This is a genomic window from Mycobacterium interjectum (genome assembly GCF_900078675.2).
In the GTDB taxonomy this organism is placed as follows: Bacteria; Actinomycetota; Actinomycetes; order Mycobacteriales; family Mycobacteriaceae; genus Mycobacterium; species Mycobacterium interjectum.
In genome coordinates, this window is sequence record NZ_LT546237.1 from 3,524,146 (window position 1) to 3,541,057 (window position 16,912).

The 16,912-nt window shown below is 67.7% G+C and carries 18 protein-coding genes and 1 pseudogene; 14 read left to right on the forward strand and 5 right to left on the reverse strand.

Annotated features, from left to right (window positions below):
- Positions 1 to 11: 11 nt before the first annotated feature.
- On the reverse strand, positions 12 to 1,268 hold the full coding sequence (locus tag BN4348_RS51390) for a M18 family aminopeptidase (protein WP_167670478.1): 1,257 nt from the start codon (positions 1,266 to 1,268) through the stop codon (positions 12 to 14).
- 10 nt (positions 1,269 to 1,278) lie between these two features.
- On the opposite strand from BN4348_RS51390, the gene BN4348_RS51395 reads away from it, so the two are divergent.
- Complete coding sequence (locus BN4348_RS51395; RefSeq protein WP_211145754.1) at positions 1,279 to 2,340, forward strand: Dyp-type peroxidase; 1,062 nt, start codon at positions 1,279 to 1,281, stop codon at positions 2,338 to 2,340.
- The gene (locus BN4348_RS51400) at positions 2,337 to 3,134 is read left to right on the forward strand and encodes a family 1 encapsulin nanocompartment shell protein (protein WP_066916003.1); all 798 of its coding nucleotides are present in this window, start codon (positions 2,337 to 2,339) and stop codon (positions 3,132 to 3,134) included. Before BN4348_RS51395 ends, BN4348_RS51400 begins: the two co-directional genes overlap by 4 nt.
- A gap of 129 nt (positions 3,135 to 3,263) precedes the next feature.
- On the opposite strand, the gene BN4348_RS51405 is transcribed toward BN4348_RS51400, so the two are convergent.
- Positions 3,264 to 4,163 (reverse strand): LysR family transcriptional regulator, encoded by a 900-nt coding sequence (locus tag BN4348_RS51405; RefSeq protein WP_066916005.1) that lies wholly within the window; start codon positions 4,161 to 4,163, stop codon positions 3,264 to 3,266.
- Between the two features lie 163 nt (positions 4,164 to 4,326).
- Between BN4348_RS51405 and BN4348_RS51410 the strand changes: the two genes are divergently transcribed.
- The gene (locus BN4348_RS51410; RefSeq protein ID WP_066916007.1) at positions 4,327 to 5,067 is read left to right on the forward strand and encodes an SDR family NAD(P)-dependent oxidoreductase; all 741 of its coding nucleotides are present in this window, start codon (positions 4,327 to 4,329) and stop codon (positions 5,065 to 5,067) included.
- 14 nt (positions 5,068 to 5,081) lie between these two features.
- Here BN4348_RS51410 and BN4348_RS51415 read toward each other — a convergent pair whose 3' ends face one another.
- Positions 5,082 to 6,785 (reverse strand): MOSC and FAD-binding oxidoreductase domain-containing protein, encoded by a 1,704-nt coding sequence (locus tag BN4348_RS51415; protein ID WP_066916009.1) that lies wholly within the window; start codon positions 6,783 to 6,785, stop codon positions 5,082 to 5,084.
- A gap of 298 nt (positions 6,786 to 7,083) precedes the next feature.
- On the opposite strand from BN4348_RS51415, the gene BN4348_RS51420 reads away from it, so the two are divergent.
- The 8 genes from BN4348_RS51420 to BN4348_RS51455 all read left to right on the forward strand — a co-directional run bounded on the left by BN4348_RS51420 (position 7,084) and on the right by BN4348_RS51455 (position 14,237).
- On the forward strand, positions 7,084 to 7,956 hold the full coding sequence (locus tag BN4348_RS51420; protein ID WP_066916011.1) for an alpha/beta fold hydrolase: 873 nt from the start codon (positions 7,084 to 7,086) through the stop codon (positions 7,954 to 7,956).
- Between the two features lie 75 nt (positions 7,957 to 8,031).
- Positions 8,032 to 8,715, forward strand: a complete 684-nt coding sequence (locus tag BN4348_RS51425; RefSeq protein WP_066916013.1) for a TetR/AcrR family transcriptional regulator — start codon at positions 8,032 to 8,034, stop codon at positions 8,713 to 8,715.
- Complete coding sequence (locus BN4348_RS51430) at positions 8,708 to 9,364, forward strand: TetR/AcrR family transcriptional regulator (protein WP_066916094.1); 657 nt, start codon at positions 8,708 to 8,710, stop codon at positions 9,362 to 9,364. Before BN4348_RS51425 ends, BN4348_RS51430 begins: the two co-directional genes overlap by 8 nt.
- 149 nt (positions 9,365 to 9,513) lie before the next feature.
- Positions 9,514 to 10,560, forward strand: a complete 1,047-nt coding sequence (locus BN4348_RS51435) for a zinc-binding alcohol dehydrogenase family protein (protein ID WP_066916015.1) — start codon at positions 9,514 to 9,516, stop codon at positions 10,558 to 10,560.
- A 54-nt stretch (positions 10,561 to 10,614) separates the two neighbouring features.
- Positions 10,615 to 11,496 carry a DUF427 domain-containing protein gene (locus BN4348_RS51440; RefSeq protein ID WP_066916017.1) on the forward strand — a complete coding sequence of 294 codons (882 nt, stop codon included), beginning with the start codon at positions 10,615 to 10,617 and terminating at the stop codon, positions 11,494 to 11,496.
- 95 nt (positions 11,497 to 11,591) lie between these two features.
- Complete coding sequence (locus tag BN4348_RS51445; RefSeq protein WP_066916019.1) at positions 11,592 to 12,272, forward strand: haloacid dehalogenase type II; 681 nt, start codon at positions 11,592 to 11,594, stop codon at positions 12,270 to 12,272.
- A gap of 36 nt (positions 12,273 to 12,308) precedes the next feature.
- A complete protein-coding gene (locus tag BN4348_RS51450; RefSeq protein ID WP_066916021.1) occupies positions 12,309 to 13,763 on the forward strand; it encodes a dihydrolipoyl dehydrogenase family protein in 1,455 nt (484 codons plus the stop codon).
- A gap of 3 nt (positions 13,764 to 13,766) precedes the next feature.
- Positions 13,767 to 14,237 carry a cupin domain-containing protein gene (locus BN4348_RS51455; RefSeq protein WP_066916023.1) on the forward strand — a complete coding sequence of 157 codons (471 nt, stop codon included), beginning with the start codon at positions 13,767 to 13,769 and terminating at the stop codon, positions 14,235 to 14,237.
- Here the strand turns inward: BN4348_RS51455 and BN4348_RS51460 are convergent.
- Positions 14,231 to 14,629, reverse strand: a complete 399-nt coding sequence (locus tag BN4348_RS51460) for a VOC family protein (RefSeq protein ID WP_066916025.1) — start codon at positions 14,627 to 14,629, stop codon at positions 14,231 to 14,233. The genes BN4348_RS51455 and BN4348_RS51460 overlap by 7 nt on opposite strands.
- Positions 14,630 to 14,737: 108 nt before the next feature.
- Between BN4348_RS51460 and BN4348_RS51465 the strand changes: the two are divergent.
- Positions 14,738 to 14,964 (forward strand): annotated as a pseudogene (locus BN4348_RS51465) (UTRA domain-containing protein); the annotation flags it as partial.
- A 46-nt stretch (positions 14,965 to 15,010) separates the two neighbouring features.
- On the opposite strand, the gene BN4348_RS51470 reads toward BN4348_RS51465, so the two are convergent.
- Positions 15,011 to 15,271: a hypothetical protein gene (locus BN4348_RS51470; RefSeq protein WP_066916026.1), complete on the reverse strand. Its 261-nt coding sequence runs from the start codon at positions 15,269 to 15,271 to the stop codon at positions 15,011 to 15,013.
- Positions 15,272 to 15,504: 233 nt separating this feature from the next.
- Here BN4348_RS51470 and BN4348_RS51475 point away from each other — a divergent pair, with 233 nt between their 5' ends.
- Together BN4348_RS51475 and BN4348_RS51480 are read left to right on the forward strand one after the other, a co-directional pair.
- Positions 15,505 to 15,975, forward strand: a complete 471-nt coding sequence (locus tag BN4348_RS51475; RefSeq protein WP_066916027.1) for a YbjN domain-containing protein — start codon at positions 15,505 to 15,507, stop codon at positions 15,973 to 15,975.
- A 97-nt stretch (positions 15,976 to 16,072) separates the two neighbouring features.
- On the forward strand, positions 16,073 to 16,888 hold the full coding sequence (locus tag BN4348_RS51480) for a lysophospholipid acyltransferase family protein (RefSeq protein ID WP_066916028.1): 816 nt from the start codon (positions 16,073 to 16,075) through the stop codon (positions 16,886 to 16,888).
- Positions 16,889 to 16,912: the final 24 nt, after the last annotated feature.

Here is a 16,912-nt window from a genome sequence, read left to right on the forward strand (position 1 = left end):
CGGATCGTAGGTCAGCGGGGCGACAGAAAGGCTTGCAGCGCCGCCGAGTAGGCGGCCACGTCGTGCGCGCCCATCAACTCCCGCGCGGAGTGCATCGCCAGCTGCGGGGCCCCGATATCGACGGTCGGGATGCCGGTCCGCGCTGCGGCCAGCGGCCCGATCGTCGAACCGCACGGCAGGTCGGCGCGGTGCTCGTAACGTTGCAACCCGACCCCGGCCTGCCGGCAGGCCAGCTCGAACGCCGCCGCGGTGCGCCCGTCGGTGGCATACCGCAGATTCGGGTGCACCTTGAGCACCGGCCCGGCGTTGACCTCGATCAGGTGGCCGGGCTCGTGTCGCTCGGGGTAGTTGGGGTGGGTGGCGTGCGCCATGTCGGCCGAGGCCAGCAGCGACGCCGGCAGCCGGCGCAGGAAGTCCTCCCGGTCCCCGCCCGCGGCCAACACGATCCGCTCCAGCACGGCGCTCAGCAGGTTGGACTGCGCGCCGCGGTCGGAGGTCGATCCCACCTCCTCGTGGTCGAAGAGCACCAGCACCGGCACGAACGCCGCCGGGCCGGCGGAGACCAACGCCTCCGTCCCCGCGTAGCAGCTGGCCTGGTTGTCCAGCCGGGGCGCGCTGAGCAGTCCGGCGTCGGCGCCGATCACCGCCGACGGGGTCAGGTCGTGCGTCATCAGGTCGGCGCTCAGCACATCTCTCGCCGCCACTCCCGCCCGCTCGGCGACGTAGTCGATGAACGAACCCCGTTGTTCCCCAACGCCCCAGACCGCGTTGACGTGTCGCTGCGGGTCCAGAGTCACGGATTTGCGGTCCTCGGCCAAGTGGATCGCCAGCTGCGGCACCCGCAAGATCGGGTCGTCGATCCGGACCAGCCGATGGTCGATCCCGTTCCCGTCCCGCACCGACAGCCGCCCGCTGATGCCCAGGTCGCGGTCCAGCCAGGAGTTCAGCCACGCGCCGCCGTACGGCTCCAGCGCCACCACCCGCCAGCCGGCGACCAGCCGGTCCGGGTGCTGCTTGACCCGCAGGTTGGGGCTGTCGGTGTGCGCGCCGACGATTCGGAAAGGACCGTCGGCCCCCTCGGAGTTCCAGGCGACCAGCGAGCCGCCCCGCACGATGAAGTAGCGGCCGGGTTGCCCGGGCCAACGGTCGGTCTCGGCGAGTTCGGCGTAGCCGGACGCGGCCAGCCGGGCGGCCGCCGTGGCGCAGGCGTGAAACGGCGACGGGGATGCGTCGATGAATTCGCAGAGGCCTGCGGCTCCGGCCGGCATGTTGACCATCATGGCTGTCGGGCGCCGAGGACTTCACGCTAGGGTTGCCAGAGTGCCTCCGGTCCAGCCGCAACCCATCCTCCAGCCGTTGACACCCGCCGCCATGTTTCTCGTTGTCACCATCGACGACGGCGGGGAGGCGACGGTGCACGACGCGCTGCCGAAGATCTCCGGATTGGTGCGCGCGATCGGCTTCCGCGAGCCGCCGAAACGGTTGTCGGCGATCGCCTCGATCGGCTCCGACGCCTGGGATCGCCTGTTTTCCGGGCCGCGTCCCGCCGAACTGCGTCCCTTCACCGCGCTGAACGGCCCGCGCCACACCGCCCCGGCCACGCCCGGGGACCTGTTGTTGCACATCCGGGCCGAGAGCTTGGACGTCTGTTTCGAGCTGGCCGACCGCATCCTGCGGGCGATGGCCGGCGCGGTCACCGTGGTCGACGAGGTGCACGGGTTCCGCTACTTCGACAACCGCGACCTGCTGGGGTTCGTCGACGGCACCGAGAATCCCGATGGCCCACTGGCCGTCAGCGCCACCGCCATCGGTGATGAGGATCCCGACTTCGCGGGCTCGTGCTACGTGCACGTGCAGAAGTACGTGCACGACATGTCGGCGTGGAACGCGCTGTCGGTCACCGAGCAGGAACTGGTGATCGGCCGGACCAAGCTGGAAGACATCGAACTCGGCGACGACGACAAGCCGGCCAACGCCCACATCGCCCTGAACGTCATCGAAGACGACGATGGCACCGAGCTGAAGATCTTGCGGCACAACATGCCCTTCGGTGAGCTGGGCAAGGGCGAATACGGCACGTACTTCATCGGGTATTCACGAACGCCGCGGGTCACCGAGCAGATGCTGGAGAACATGTTCCTCGGCGATCCGCCCGGCAACACCGACCGCATCCTGGACTTCTCCACCGCGATCACCGGCGGCCTGTTCTTCTCCCCCACCGTCGATTTCCTCGACGACCCACCGCCGTTGCCCGCGCCGCTGGTGACGGCGCGGCCGGCCGCCCCGGCATCTGACGACGGCTCACTCGCGATCGGCAGCCTGAAAGGAACCACTCGATGAACAACCTCTACCGCGACCTGGCACCGGTCACCGAAGCCGCCTGGGCCGAAATCGAATTGGAGGCCACCCGAACCTTCAAGCGCCACATCGCCGGGCGGCGCGTCGTCGACGTCAGCGAACCCGGTGGGCCGGTCACGGCGTCGGTCAGCACCGGCCGGCTGCTCGATGTCGAGGCGCCCACCGATGGCGTGGAGGCGCACCTGCGGGCCAGTAAACCCCTTGTCCGCCTGCGTGTTCCGTTCACCCTGTCACGCTACGAAATCGACAACGTCGAACGGGGCGCGCAGGACTCCGACTGGGACCCGGTGAAGGCCGCGGCCAAGAAGCTGGCGTTCGTCGAGGACCGCGCCATCTTCGAGGGCTACGCCGCCGGGTCGATCGACGGCATCCGCGGGTGCAGCTCCAACCCTCCGCTGACGCTGCCCGAAGATCCCCGCGACATGCCCGACGTCATCTCGCAGGCGTTGACCGGCCTGCGGCTGGCCGGCGTCGACGGCCCGTACTCGGTGCTGTTGGCCGCCGACGTCTACACCAAGGTGAGTGAGACCACCGAACACGGATATCCCATCCGCGAGCACCTGAACCGCTTGGTGGACGGGGACATCATCTGGGCGCCGGCCATCGACGGCGCCTTCGTGCTGACCACGCGCGGCGGCGACTTCGATCTGCAGCTGGGCACCGACGTCGCGATCGGGTACCTGCGCCACGACGCCGAGACCGTGCAGCTATATCTGCAGGAGACCCTGACGTTCTTGTGCTACACCGCCGAAGCGTCGGTCTGCCTGGCGCCGTAGGAGTTCATCGACGGCTATCGGATTCATCGATATCCGTTACCGCGGTTAGCGATAGCGGACGGGACTGCTCGCCGATTCGCTCCGTGCCGCCGGGCGCCGCTCGATCGTCAGGTAGCCTCGCCGGGCTGCTCAACCGTCGTCGGGCAGCTCGAACGAAGCGACGAGCCGGGCGATATCGCGGCGGCGCGAGTCGGCCGGCCACACCACCCAGGTGCGGCGCTCCAGGGGGCGTCCGACCAGCGGGGCCCATGTCACGTTGTCCGGCAACGGTCGAGGCTGGTCCGCCGGTGCAAGCGCGAAGGCATGACCGCCACTCACCGCGGCGAACTTCACGTCGGCGATCAGCACGTGCCCGTCCGGTGCGGGCGGCCCGGTTTCGATGCCGTGGCTGCGCAGCGCCGCCGTGAGCTCGTCGTACCAGGCCGGACTGCTCGACCGCGGAAAACCCGTCCACCGTAGGTCTTTCAGGTCGTTCAGGGAGATCCCACCGGGCCCGACGCGGCCCGCGGCGATCGACGAATCCAGAAGGACGCCAAGGCTTTCGCGGGCCACCAGCATCGCGTCGAATTCGGACCCGGTGGGACGCTCGCGCACCAGGCCGACATCGAGCTCGTCGTCGCGCAGTGCGGCGAATTGCGCGGCCGTCGATAGATGACGCGGAACGACTCGCGTCTCGGGCGCCTCGGCCGCGAACTTGGCGAGCGCTCCGGGCAGCACGTGCGAGGCCAACTCCAGCGGGATGCCCAGCCTGATGACCCCGCTGGCCTCGCCGCCATAGCTGGACATCGTGCGCACCGCCTGCCGGTACCGGGCCAGGACGGCGCGCGCCTCCTCGAGCAGGGCCACGCCCGCCTCGGTGGGCCGCACGCCGGTGCTGACGCGCTCCAGCAGCCGAACCCCGATTTCGCGCTCGAGAGCGCTCACGGTCTGGGAAATCGCCGATTGGCTCACGTGCAGCCGGCGAGAGGCCGCCGACATGCCGCCCTCTTCCACGACGGCGACAAAGGCACTAAGTTCTCGCAACTCCATGGCTGGTAGCCGTTCCTGGCCAACTCCTTCCGCTATCCGCTCAGCTTAGTTAATGGCCGCCATCAGCAACGCCGATAGCCCGGCCGCCGGCGGCGGAATTAAATGGGTGGGCGGAGGCGCTGTTGGCTGCGGTATGTGCAGTAATTCGTCGAGGAGGGCTCCGATGACAAAAACTCTTGAGGGTTCGATTGCACTGGTCACCGGCGCCACCGCAGGCATCGGGCGGGCCGTCGCGCTGCAACTCGCCGCGCTCGGCGCCGAGGTGGTGGTGCACGGGCGCAGTGCCGAACGCGGCGCCGAGACGGTGCAGAAAATCCAAAATGCCGGCGGCAAAGCGCGTTTCGTCGCGGCCGACCTTGCCGAGGCCGACGACGTCCGGCGCCTGGCGGCCGAGGTTGGCCCGGTCGACATCCTGATCAACAACGCCGGTGTGTACAAGTTCGGGACAACCGCCGACACCGACGACGCGTTCTTCGACGAACACATCAACATCAACCTGCGCGCCCCCTACATCTTGGTCGCGCAACTCGTGCCCGGTATGGCCGCGCGGGGCGGGGGCGTCGTCGTCAACCTGAGCACCATTGCCGCCGCGGTTCCGGCGCGGATGGGCGGCGTGTACGGCGCCAGCAAGGCCGGTGTCGAACTGCTGACCCGGGTTTGGGCCGACGAATTCGGCCGGTCCGGGGTGCGGGTGAATGCTGTGCAGGCCGGGCCGACCGAAACGCCCGGAACCGCGGCCACCCCCGGCCTCGCCGAAAGCTTCGCCACGGTAACCACGCTCGGCCGGGTAGCCGGGCCCGACGAAATCGCCAATGCCGTCACGTTTTTGGCGTCTCCGCAGGCCAGCTACATCAACGGCGCGATCGTGCAGGCCAACGGCGGACAACTGGCGATCGCCCCATAACGGCTCGACGGCCTTCAGAGGTCCAACACGAGATCACTGCACGGCGCGGCCGAGCAGATCAGCACCTCGCCCTCGCCGGGATCCTCCAGCGGTGGTTGCAGGTATGTCGTCGTCCCCGAAACGATGCCGGTGACGCACACGTGGCACACACCGCTTCGGCAGGCGAAACGCGTCGGGACATCGCACGCCTCGGCGAGGTCGAGGATACTCGCGTAGTCCGGTGACCAATTGACCGTCAGCCCGCTGCGCGCGAAGCTGATCGACGGCCCGGCGCCCGGCGTGCCGTCGGGTGGATGGGGCGTTCGGCGTTCTCCGGTTTCGACAACACCGGGGTTGATCGCTGGCAGGGCACCGAAGAGTTCGCTGTGAATGCGTGCGGGGTCCAAGCCGGCGGCCGCGAGGTATTCGCGGATGTCTGCCATGAATTGTGTTGGGCCGCAGAGGTAGACGGTGGCCTCCGGCGGCAGGCCCAGCGCCGCGATCGACTCCTGGTCGAGGCGGCCCTGCGTCTCGGTGTAGAAGACGCGACGATGAGCGTGGGGCAACGGGTCGATGAGGGCGGTGACTTCGGTTGCAAATGGCTCGGTTTCGGGATTGCGGCTGGTGTGCAGCCACCAGACGTCGCGGCCGCTACCGGCCGCCGACAGCGCGTGCAGCATCGCCAGGACAGGGGTGGCGCCGATTCCGGCCGAAAAGAGGACGACCGGGCCGTTGTCCTCGGTGAGGTAGAAATCGCCGCGCGGCGCGGCCGCCTCGATCACCGATCCCGGCTGGATGTGGGCGTGCAGCCAGCGGCTCACCAGGCCGTGATCCTCGCGCTTGACGCTGATCCGGTACTCCCCCGCGGCGGGGTCACCCGACAGCGAGTAGCTGCGCAGCGGCGCGGGTTCGCCGGCTCCGGCAAGCCGCACCGGCAGGTATTGGCCCGGTAGCGGCGGGGGCAAGGCGGCGCGGTCCTCGGACTCGAGGCGAATCGACAGCACCTGGGGGCTTTCCCGGTGTATCTGGGTGACCCGCAACGGGCGAAATCCGGCCCAGGACGGTTCGACTCCGATCGGAGGCGCCGCGGCGCTCCCTGGCCCGGCCAGCATGTCACGGAAGGACTGTTGCCAGCCGGGGCTGAGCGCGGCGACGTCGACGACCTTCCGAAGTTGCTCGTCGTTGCGGTTCGGCAGGTACAACAGCGCGTCGACGTCGGCGACGCTGAGCTCATGACGGCCACGCCGGGTCCGCACGATGTCGTCGCCGGCGCGAACCGTGCCCTCGCTGATCACCCGGAAATAGAATCCCGGGCGGTGCTGGGAGACAAGCAGATTGGGCATCTTGGGTTCGCCCAGGCGCATACCGACCCGGAAGCAGGTAACACGCGGCTGGGTGACCTCGAATTCCGCCTCACCGATGCGGTAGCGGTCGCCGATGCAGACCTCGTCGTCACCGAGCCCGGTGATGGTGAAATTTTCACCGAACTGGCCGGGCCCCAGGTCGTCGCGACCCAGGTACGTCCTCCAGAACTCGTACGACTCCACCTGATAGACCATGACCGCGCGCTGTTCACCGCCGTGGCCGCCCAGGTCGCCCTGGCCGTCGCCGTCGAGGTTGAGGCGGCGCACCATGACCGGCCCCTGGACCGGGGTCTTCCATATCCCGGTGAAGACCGTTTTGCCCCGCCATTGGACGTCCTTGGGCATGCCCACGTTGATCGAAACGAGCCTGCCCACTGTGTCTCCTTGGTGCCCCGGGAAGAGCCTAGGTCATCCCGCGACGCGTTACCCACCCTGCGCTCGCTCCCCGGTCTGGCGGGCACACACCCGATCTCCCGAACTGGGATAGCCAGCCCAGAATATGCCAGGACGGATGAGCACGGCAACATACCGGTGCCATGGGCTGTTGCACACGACCACTTTGATGCATAATGGGTTGGATAACCCATAATCGCACCAGCGCGGTTCGGGAGCTTTCGTCGAACGCCGCGCTGGCGCTCGACGCCAATTGCGCCTGAGCCCAGGAGGATTCCCCATGGCGACCGTCCATCATCGCTACGCCACCGTCGACGGCCATCGACTGTTCTTCCGCGAGGCCGGCGACGCCGACGCCCCCGCGCTAGTCCTCTTGCACGGGTTTCCGACCAGCTCCTACATGTTCCGGAACCTGATACCGGCGCTCGCCGACCGCCACCACGTGATCGCGCCCGACCACCTCGGCTTCGGGCTCTCGGACGCGCCGCCGGTCGAGGAGTTCGACTACACCTTCGATGCGCTCACCGACCTGACCGAGGGACTGCTGCGCTCGCTCGGCATCGATCGACACGCCATGTACGTACAGGACTACGGCGCGCCCATCGGCTGGCGGCTGGCACTGCGAGATCCGTCCGCCATCACGGCGATCATCACCCAGAACGGAAACGGTTACGACGCCGGATTCGTCGACAGCTTCTGGAAGGTCGTGTGGGCCTATCAAAACGAGCCGACGCCCGACACCGAGGCCGCCGTACGGCAGTTCCTCACGCTCGACGCCACCCGGTGGCAATACCTCACCGGCGTCCCCGACGAGAGCCTGGTCGACCCGGAATCGTGGCATCACGACTACGCGCTGATCTCCCGCCCCGGCAACGACGAAGTGCAGCTGAAGCTGCTGCGCGACTACGCCACCAACGCCCCGCTCTATCCCCGCCTCCACGAGTACTTCCGCGCGACCCGGGTGCCGCTGCTGGCGGCGTGGGGCCGGGGTGACGAAATCTTCGGCCCCGCCGGCGCCGAGGCGTTCGCCGACGACTTACCCGACGCGGAGATCCACCTCCTCGACGGCGGGCACTTCCTGCTCGAGTCCGCACTGGACGAAGTCGCCGAGCTGATCCGCAACTTCCTCGCGAAGGTCCCCGCGGCCGCCTGATGGGCCCGCGGGCGCGCGGGCACCAATGGGTTGAATATCCCATAGCTCGCGAGGCCCGCGGGTTAGCCTGTCGCGATGGTCCATCCCGATGTTCACGCCGAACAACGGTTGACCGCCAAGGGGCGCGCCACCCGTGACCGAATCGTGGATGCGGCCGCCCAGCTGATCGTCACCGAGGGCCTGTCCGCGTCGAACATGGAGAACGTGCGCAGGGCGGCGTCGGTCAGCGGCTCGCAGCTCGCGCACTATTTCACCGACAAGAGCGCACTTATTCGCGCGGTGATCCGGCGTCAGATCGGCGTGGTCCTCGATTTTCACCGCCAACCCAGGCTGCACGGCCTGCGGTCATTCGACGACTTCGAGCGCTGGATCGACCTCAACTTGCGCTACCTCAGGCAGATCGGATACTTCGGCACGCCGACCTACCACGCCCTGGTGGCGCAGCTGGCGAAGTCCGACGAAGCAACGCGCGAGACGCTGGGGTGGGGCTATTGGCAGTGGGTCGAGCTGCTCGAGGAGGCGATCCAGCGGATGAAAGACGACGGCGCGCTGGTCCGGGATGCCGATCCACGACGGGTGGCGCTGGTCATCGTCAGCGCTCACCAGGGGGGAGGCACCCTGGCCTTCACCTATCGGGCGGAATGGCCGCACGCCGACGCCGTCCGCTTCGCGGTCAACTATCTGCGGACGTTCGCCACCGATGCCGCCGAACGGGTTCCGCGGCCCGCCCGGGGTCGCCGCGGGCGCCGACATGGCTGACGACGGTGCAGCGCGGTTCACCCGCAAGGGAATGGCGACCCGGGCCCGGATCGTCGGGGTCGCCGCCCGCCTGATGTTCGAGCGCGGCGTCGCCAACACCAGCATCGACCAGGTGCGCCGCCTCGCCGGCGTGGGTGGATCGCAGATCTCGCACTACTTCGACGACAAACGCGACCTGACCCGCCACGTCGTCGCCGCCCGGCGCGACGATGTACGGGCCTTCCATACCCAACCGTCGTTGGGCGGGCTCGACAGCATCGATGCTCTGCAGGCGTGGGCCGATGCGTGCGTGGCCGACATCGACGCCGTGTACCGCGTCGGCGGTTGCGTCTACGGCTCGTTGGCCGGTGAGCTGATCGACGCCGACGATGAGCTGCACGACGATCTTTCCACCGGCTACGACCAGTGGATCGGGCTGTTTCAGGCCGGCCTCACGGCGATGCAGCGCCGTGGCGACCTGCGCCCCGACGCCGACCCGCGACACCTGGCCGTGTCGCTGGTTGTCGCACACCAGGGCGGCGCGATGGTCACCTACGCGACCGGTGATCCCGACCCGCTGCGGGTCGCTGTCAACGCCGGCGTCGACTACGTGCGCTTATTCGCGGCGCCTCCCGCGCCGCGCAGGGCGCGCCGCCCAGCTAAATCCTGACCGGATTACCGGCGGCCCACCCTGGACATATTGGGTCTTCTGGCCCATAATATTGGGTTAGTTGGCCCATTCAACATGTGCGTACGGCGGGGCGTGATCGGGGCCAGTGCCGCGTCACCTGTCGAGATATCCGAAAGAAGAGGCAGCTAGTGTCCGCCCCCGAGTCACCCGACCTACCCACCGCGCCGTCGATGGTGCGCGAGCGGCCGGGTGGGGAAACCATGCGGGCGATCGTGCTCAAAGGCTTCGGCGGCCTGGACAGCCTCGTGTACACCGACATCCCCAAGCCGCTGCCCAAGGACGGCGAGGTGGTGATCGCGGTGAAGGGATTCGGAATCAACCACGCCGAGATGCACATGCGGCGCGGGGAATGGGCCGAGGCCGCCGAGGTCAGCGGCATCGAATGCGTCGGCGTCGTCGAGTCCTGTCCGGGGGGCGAGTTCCCGGTCGGAGCGAAGGTCGCGGCGTTGATGGGCGGTTTGGGCCGAACCATCAACGGCAGCTACGCCGAATACACCCGCGTGCGTGCGGCGAACGTCGCACGCGTCGAGTCCGACCTGCCTTGGTCGGACTTGGCGGCGCTGCCCGAAACCTATGCGGTCGGATGGACATGCCTCTTCCGCAACCTCGACCTTGATGCCGGACAGACGCTGGTGCTGCGCGGCGCGACGTCGTCGCTCGGGCAGGCCGCGCTCAAGATGGCCGTCGCCGCCGGCGCTCGCGTCATCGCCACCACGCGGAGCCGCGGACGCTTTTGCATGCTCGAGGAACTGGGCGCATCGCGCGTCGAGCTGGAGCAGCCCGACCTTGCCGCGCAGCTCCCGGAGGCAAAGGAGATCGACGCCGTGCTGGACCTCGTCGGGAACAGCACCATCCTCGACTCCCTCGACATGCTGCGTCGCGGCGGCACGGCCTGCCTGGCGGGCTGGCTGGGCGGGCTGGACCCCATCGGGGATTTCAACCCGTTGCTGCGCATGGCCAGCGGCGTGAACTGGAACTTCTTCGGCAGCTTCGTATTTGGGATGCCGGGTTTCCCGCTGTCGGACGTGCCCCTGCAAGGCATTGCCCGACGGGTCGCCGAGGGCAAGCTCGAAGCGAAACCGTCACGTGTCTTCTCCTTCGACGACATTCGCGAAGCGCACCGAGTCATGGAGTCGGGAGAAGCCGGCGGCAAGATGGTCGTCGTGGTGGGTTGATGCACAGCCGAAACAGCCGACTGAGCAATCGATTTCGGGGAGAGGAATACGACGATGGGTTTGGCATGGCAGCAAGGACCATTGGCATCCGGATCGATAGGACACTTCCTCACTGAGCAGCCGCTGCCGCCGCGGTTGTTGTTCGTCGAGCCGCTCCGGCGGCGCATGGGGGTGTGCTTCGCCGACCGGCGGATCGCCGAAAGTGACGACGTCATCCTGCTACACGAACCGGGCCGCTACCCGGTTGCCTACTTTCCCCTCGGCGATGTCGAGCCGGGAATTATGGTCGCCGAAGACCGGGTCACGCAGCACCGCGACCTCGGCGACACCCGGTGGTTCACCGTCAAAGTTCCGGAGCGAGACGCCAGTCACGCCGCCTGGCAACACACCGCGCTGCCGCCGCACGCGGCGGTTCTGGACGGGCGGCTGGCATTCGCCTGGCGCGCCATGGACGCCTTCTACGAGGAAGACGACCGAATCGTCGGGCATGCCGCCGACGCCTATCACCGCATCGACATCCGTTCCACTTCACGCCATCTCGTCGTCCGGGTCGGCGACCGGGTGATCGCGGACACGACGCTTCCGTTGGCGTTGTACGAATCCGGCTTCGCGCCCCGGTGGTATGTGCCCAGGAAGGACATCGACGAGAGCGCCCTCGAGCTTGTCGCGCTCCAGACCTTCTGCCCGTACAAGGGGATCTGCTCGTATTACGACATCGGCGGCCGCAAGCGCGCCGCCTGGTCCTACGTCGACGCCTGGCCGGAGGTGGGGCGGGTAGCCAATCTGGTGTCCTTCGAACCCGACAAGATCGACGTGTATCTCGACGGCAGACAGCTCCGGCTGGAGCCGGGCCAAACCGTCATACCCCACGGTGTTGACCGAGGCCTGGATACCGATGAAGTGCTCGGGAGGGCGACCACCGGGAGGACGGGATGACGGCGCCCGGCGAAGGCCCTGCGTGGCGATAATTGTATGAGTCTGATCGGGTGCTTGCGCCCGGAACGCTCCGTTGAGAATGCTGAGGCCCAGCCATGCCGACACCGTCCGTGCTTGTCTTCGACGTCAATGAGACGTTGGTGGATATCGAGTCGCTGGCACCGATTTTCGGAGAGAAGTTCGGTGACGAGCGGGTGCTTCGCGAATGGTTTTCCCAGCTTGTCATGTACTCGATGACCGTCACCTTGGCGGGCAATTATGTCGACTTCTCGACGCTCGCCCAGGGCGTGCTGCGGATGATCGGCGACATCTACGACGTCGCCATCACAGACGCCGACCTGCGTCGCCTGAAGACCGCCCTGCTTACCATGCCGGCGTACCCGGATGCTGCGGACGGGCTTGCCACCCTGCGCGACAACGGATTCCGCCTCGTCACCCTGACCAACTCGCCGCCCAACCCGAACGGGCCGACGGCGCTGCAGAATTCCGGGCTGGGCGACTTCTTCGAACTACAGTTGAGCGTCGATGCCCGTCGCGCCTTCAAGCCCGCTCCGGCGGTGTACCGGTACGTCTGCGAGACACTGGGCGTCGCTCCGGCTGATTGCATGATGGTGGCCGCACACGTGTGGGACACCCTCGGCGCGCAACATGTCGGCTATAGCTCGGCCCTGATCACCCGACCGGGCAATCCACCGTTGCCCGTCGACGGGCTGCCCCAACCGACCCTCGTGGTAAGCGACCTGCGCGAGCTGGCCGAGCGCCTCGTCGGGGGATAGAAAACCTACGGACAACTCGGGGAAGGAACTTCGACCATGGCCGCAGACATCGGACGGGACTACGACGTCATTGTGCTCGGGGCCGGGCCGATCGGGCAGAACGTCGCCGACCGCGCGCGCGCCGCTGGGCTGCACGTTGCGGTGGTCGAGCGCGAACTCGTCGGTGGCGAGTGTTCATATTGGGCCTGCGTACCCAGTAAAGCGTTGCTGCGGCCGGTCATCGCCGTCTCCGACGCCCGTCGGGTCGACGGCGCGCGCGAGGCGGTCAGCGGTTCGATCAGCAGCGCGGGCGTCTTCGGTCGGCGCGACCGCTACGTCAGCGACTGGGACGACAGCGGCCAAGCCGACTGGGTGAGAGGAATCGGCGCCACCCTGATACGCGGGCACGGGCGGCTGGCCGGTCCCCGACGAGTCGCCGTCAGCACGCCCGGCGGCGAGCAGCCGGTGCTGACGGCGCGGCATGCGGTCGTGGTCTGCACCGGCAGCCGGCCCGCGCTCCCCGACCTGCCCGGCATCACCGAGGCCAAACCGTGGACTAACCGCGAGGCCACGGGCAGCAGCTATGTCCCGGAGCGGCTCGCCGTTGTCGGCGCCGGCGGCGTGGGCGTCGAAATGGCCACCGCCTGGCAAGGATTGGGCTCCCAGGTGACCCTGCTGGCTCGCGGTTCGGGACTGCTGCCGCGGATGGAGCCCTTCGTGGGCGAACTCATCGCCCGCGGGCTGGCCGAATCCGGCGTGGACGTCCGCCTGGGGGCATCGGTGCGCGGGCTGCGTCGCGCCGAGGGCGGACGCGCGGTCCTCGAATTGGGCGACGGATCCGAATTGGCGGTCAGCGAAGTACTTTTCGCCACGGGGCGGGCGCCGCTCACCGACGACATCGGCCTCGAGACGGTCGGGCTGACACCAGGCAGCTGGTTCGACGTCGACGACACCTGCCGTGTGCGGGCCATCGAGGACGGGTGGCTCTATGGGGCGGGCGACGTCAATCACCGGGCCCTGCTCACCCATCAGGGCAAGTACCAAGGGCGCATCGCCGGTGCGGCGATCGGGGCCCGCGCCGCGGGACAGCCCTTGGACACCTCGCCGTGGGGCGTGCACGCGACCACCGCCGACCACTACGCCGTGCCCCAGGCCTTCTTCACCGACCCCGAAGCAGCCGCCGTCGGGCTGACCGCACGGCAGGCCGAGGACGCCGGCCACCAGATCCGCACGGTCGACGTGGAGATCGGAGACGTCGTCATGGGAGCCAATCTCTACGCGGACGGATACGCCGGTCGGGCGCGGATGGTGGTCGATGCGGATCGCGGCCACCTGCTCGGTGTGACGCTGGTCGGTCCCGGGGTCACCGAGATGCTGCACTCGGCCACCATCGCCGTGGCCGGCCAGGTGCCCGTCCACCGGCTGTGGCACGCGGTCCCCTGCTTCCCCACGGTCAGCGAACTGTGGCTCCGACTGCTCGAGGCCTATCGGGACGCCGCGGACGATAATTGAGCCATGGCGACTCCAGACGGATTTCATCCCGACTTCGACGATGCGGCAGCGGCGGAGCTCACCCGCAACCGGGTGCACCACATCAAGGCGTCGGACCTCAGTTCCGACACCGCGCAATCGGAGGGCCTGCGCCGGTTTGCCGCGCTGTCCGGCACGTCGGTGGGCGCCGAGAAGCTGTGGATGGGCGAGACACACGCGTCACCGGCAACAGTGTCGTCGAACCACCATCACGGCGATTCGGAAACCGCGATCTACGTGCGAAGCGGCAACCCGGAGTTCGTCTTCCATAACGGCGTTGGGGAGGTTCGCATCTCCACCGCGCCCGGCGATTACGTCTTCATCCCGCCGTACCTGCCGCACCGGGAGGAGAATCCCGACCCGAATTCGTCCGCCGAGGTCGTGATCGCGCGCAGCACCCAAGAGGCCGTTGTGATCAACCTTCCCGAACTGTATCCGCTCAAAGAGTCTCAATAGACGGCGATTTCGATGAGGTTGCCGTCGACGTCACGGCAGTAGTGCGAGGTCATCGGCCCCAGCGCGCCGACCTTGGTTACTGGTCCCGCGACGACGTCGACCCCGCAGGCCCCGAGGTGGGCGCGCACCTCGTCGGCGGTCGCCTCGGTGATAAAGCAAAGGTCCTCGGAGCCGGCCGCCTCGACGGACCCGGTGACCCAGTCGGGATCGTCGTCGATTGCTCCGACCGGCCGCAGGTTGATCTTCTGATTTCCGAAGCACACGGCCGTTCTCTGCGAAGGCCCGAACGTCTCGCGCCGCATGCCCAGGACCCGCTCGTACCACGACGCGGTGGCCTCCAGGTCTCGGCAGTTCAGCACGATATGGTCGATCCGTTCCACCGCGAATCCCACGTTCAGTCCTTCCGATCGGTGTGGCGTTGTCAGTCCACTCGCCCCACCTTCGGGCGTGGCGCGCCGCGTTGACAACCTGCCACAAGACGTTTTTATTCGTCTCATGAGCAGCAGCGGCTCGGAGTTCGCGTCGCCCGGGCCGGGCACGAGATTCACGCCGCCGGCGCGTCTCTCGACGTGACCGGCGCCTTGGGCGTGCCGCTGGGGTCACCGGTGTTGGTCCTCGAGCGCACCAGCTACGGCGAGGGCGACAAGCCCCTCGAGGTGGTCGAATTTCATTATCGGCCAGAGCGGTACCGTTTTTGGTCACGCTGCCGAGAACGGCGCCGGGGTAGTCGAGCGCGATCGCGCGTGAACGCAGCGGCCGCGCCGCTGTCCTCGCTAGCCCATCGTCAGAATCGCCATTGCGGCCAGCGCGATGATGGTCCCAAGGGCCACCAGTATCACCGTGATCGCAGCGCGCACGATTTCGTCTTCGCTGGGTCGCCAGCGCGGCATGGCGGTTTCGACTCGCCAGGCCAGTGCCCTGCCTCTGGTGGCCACGGCAGTCCCGGCGCTGAGCATCGATTCACCGTCGGCATCCTCATGCCCGTTCATCGGGTAGCCGGAACCCAGGGCGTGCGTAGGCATCGCGGTGGTCATGTCGGCCAGCCCCGACGATGCGCGCCCCCGGATTGGTCATTTGCGGTCAACGACGACACCCCCTGTTCCTTCTCTAGCCAACGGTAGAAAGGTGAAGTCACTATTGGGACTAAGGCGACTAACGGTACGAGCACACAGCCGTCGCTTCGCTCAGCCGATTCTCAACAATTTCTTGGGTCGCGGCTAGCTCGGCTCCCAGGATCTGCAAAGCCGCCGGCCTCACCATCTAACTCATGACGAGTCAGCCGCTTTGCGCAGACCTGGTCGAACGCTACCTGTGCACGCGCGGCAGCCGGTATTTCCGGGGCCACCATGACGGCGAGTTTTTCTACGTCGCCAATACCCGCCCGCGGAGGCTGCACGTCCACCTCGAGGTCTGCCCGACGCACGGCGACGTGCTGATGATCCGGGTGACACCCGCATGTTTTTTCCCCGCCAGCGACCGTCCCTGGCTGACACACTTCGCCGACACGTGGAACGCGCAGGACCGCGGGGTCATCGCGATCGTGCACGGATCATCCGACCCGCAGCGCATCGGCGTGGTGGCGCGCAGGTCGCAATGGATCCGAAAGGGCGTTTCTTTCGACGACTTCGCATCCTTCGTTGACGCCGCCATCGCGGACGCGATCGACCTGTTCGGCCAACTGGCCCCCACCGTCGAATTGCCGTCGGCGGGGCATCCGATGCTGCTCGACGCCGGCTGAGCGTAACGCCACGGCGAAATCATGGGCGGTATTTCGCGGTGGCGTTACGCTCGCGCCGACGTTTAAGGCCCCCGTCGCAGCGGGCAACCGCTAGCAAATGACAGCCACACAGCGCCGGGCGGCCCACAACGACGAGACCGTCAAGTGGGATTCGGCCCTTATCCGGCAGGTCGCCAAGACTCTGGGACCCGTCGTCAAGCGGTGGTATCGCGCCGAGGTGCGCAACGTGGGCAACGTCCCCGCGACCGGTGGGGCGCTCGTGGTGTCCAACCACTCGGGCGGCATGCTGACACCCGACGTGCTGATCTTCGCGCCGGCCTTCTACGACAGGTTCGGCTACGAACGCCCCGTCTACACGCTGGCTCACTACGGCCTGTTCATCGGCCCGCTGGACGGATGGCTGCGCCGCCTCGGGGTCATCGAGGCGAGCCGGGAAAACGCTGCCACCGCCCTGCATTCGGGCGCGGTCGTGCTGGTTTTCCCCGGCGGCGATTACGACTCCTATCGACCCACCTTCAGCGCGAACACCATCGACTTCAACGGCCGCACCGGCTACGTGCGGACCGCCATCGAGGCGGGGGTGCCGATCGTGCCGACCGTGTCCATCGGCGCCCAGGAGACCCAGCTGTTCCTTACCCGCGGCAACTGGCTGGCGCGCAAGTTGGGGCTCACCAAGGCCCGCATGGACATCCTACCCGTGAGCTTCGGCTTCCCGTTCGGTCCGAGCGTGATCTTCCCGCCCAACCTGCCGCTGCCGGCAAAGATCGTCACCGAGGTGCTTGACCCGATCGATGTCACCGTCCGCTTCGGCAACGACCCCGACGTCGACGAGGTCGACGCCCACGTGCGCGGGGTGATGGAGTCCGCGCTCAGGCGGCTGGCCGCTCAGCGCCGCTTCCCCGTGCTTGGCTGAATTCCGCTGTGCGGCGGAGTTTTC

What these genes read in the sequence shown, in the direction of transcription:
- BN4348_RS51440 (WP_066916017.1), top strand. Translation starts at nt 10,615, where the DNA reads ATGGGTTTGGCATGGCAGCAAGGACCATTGGCATCCGGATCGATAGGA.
- BN4348_RS51405 (WP_066916005.1), bottom strand. Translation starts at nt 4,163, where the DNA reads ATGGAGTTGCGAGAACTTAGTGCCTTTGTCGCCGTCGTGGAAGAGGGC.
- BN4348_RS51445 (WP_066916019.1), top strand. Translation starts at nt 11,592, where the DNA reads ATGCCGACACCGTCCGTGCTTGTCTTCGACGTCAATGAGACGTTGGTG.
- BN4348_RS51470 (WP_066916026.1), bottom strand. Translation starts at nt 15,271, where the DNA reads ATGACCACCGCGATGCCTACGCACGCCCTGGGTTCCGGCTACCCGATG.
- BN4348_RS51480 (WP_066916028.1), top strand. Translation starts at nt 16,073, where the DNA reads ATGACAGCCACACAGCGCCGGGCGGCCCACAACGACGAGACCGTCAAG.
- BN4348_RS51450 (WP_066916021.1), top strand. Translation starts at nt 12,309, where the DNA reads ATGGCCGCAGACATCGGACGGGACTACGACGTCATTGTGCTCGGGGCC.
- BN4348_RS51420 (WP_066916011.1), top strand. Translation starts at nt 7,084, where the DNA reads ATGGCGACCGTCCATCATCGCTACGCCACCGTCGACGGCCATCGACTG.
- BN4348_RS51455 (WP_066916023.1), top strand. Translation starts at nt 13,767, where the DNA reads ATGGCGACTCCAGACGGATTTCATCCCGACTTCGACGATGCGGCAGCG.
- BN4348_RS51425 (WP_066916013.1), top strand. Translation starts at nt 8,032, where the DNA reads ATGGTCCATCCCGATGTTCACGCCGAACAACGGTTGACCGCCAAGGGG.
- BN4348_RS51410 (WP_066916007.1), top strand. Translation starts at nt 4,327, where the DNA reads ATGACAAAAACTCTTGAGGGTTCGATTGCACTGGTCACCGGCGCCACC.
- BN4348_RS51475 (WP_066916027.1), top strand. Translation starts at nt 15,505, where the DNA reads ATGACGAGTCAGCCGCTTTGCGCAGACCTGGTCGAACGCTACCTGTGC.
- BN4348_RS51430 (WP_066916094.1), top strand. Translation starts at nt 8,708, where the DNA reads ATGGCTGACGACGGTGCAGCGCGGTTCACCCGCAAGGGAATGGCGACC.
- BN4348_RS51390 (WP_167670478.1), bottom strand. Translation starts at nt 1,268, where the DNA reads ATGCCGGCCGGAGCCGCAGGCCTCTGCGAATTCATCGACGCATCCCCG.
- BN4348_RS51395 (WP_211145754.1), top strand. Translation starts at nt 1,279, where the DNA reads ATGGCTGTCGGGCGCCGAGGACTTCACGCTAGGGTTGCCAGAGTGCCT.
- BN4348_RS51400 (WP_066916003.1), top strand. Translation starts at nt 2,337, where the DNA reads ATGAACAACCTCTACCGCGACCTGGCACCGGTCACCGAAGCCGCCTGG.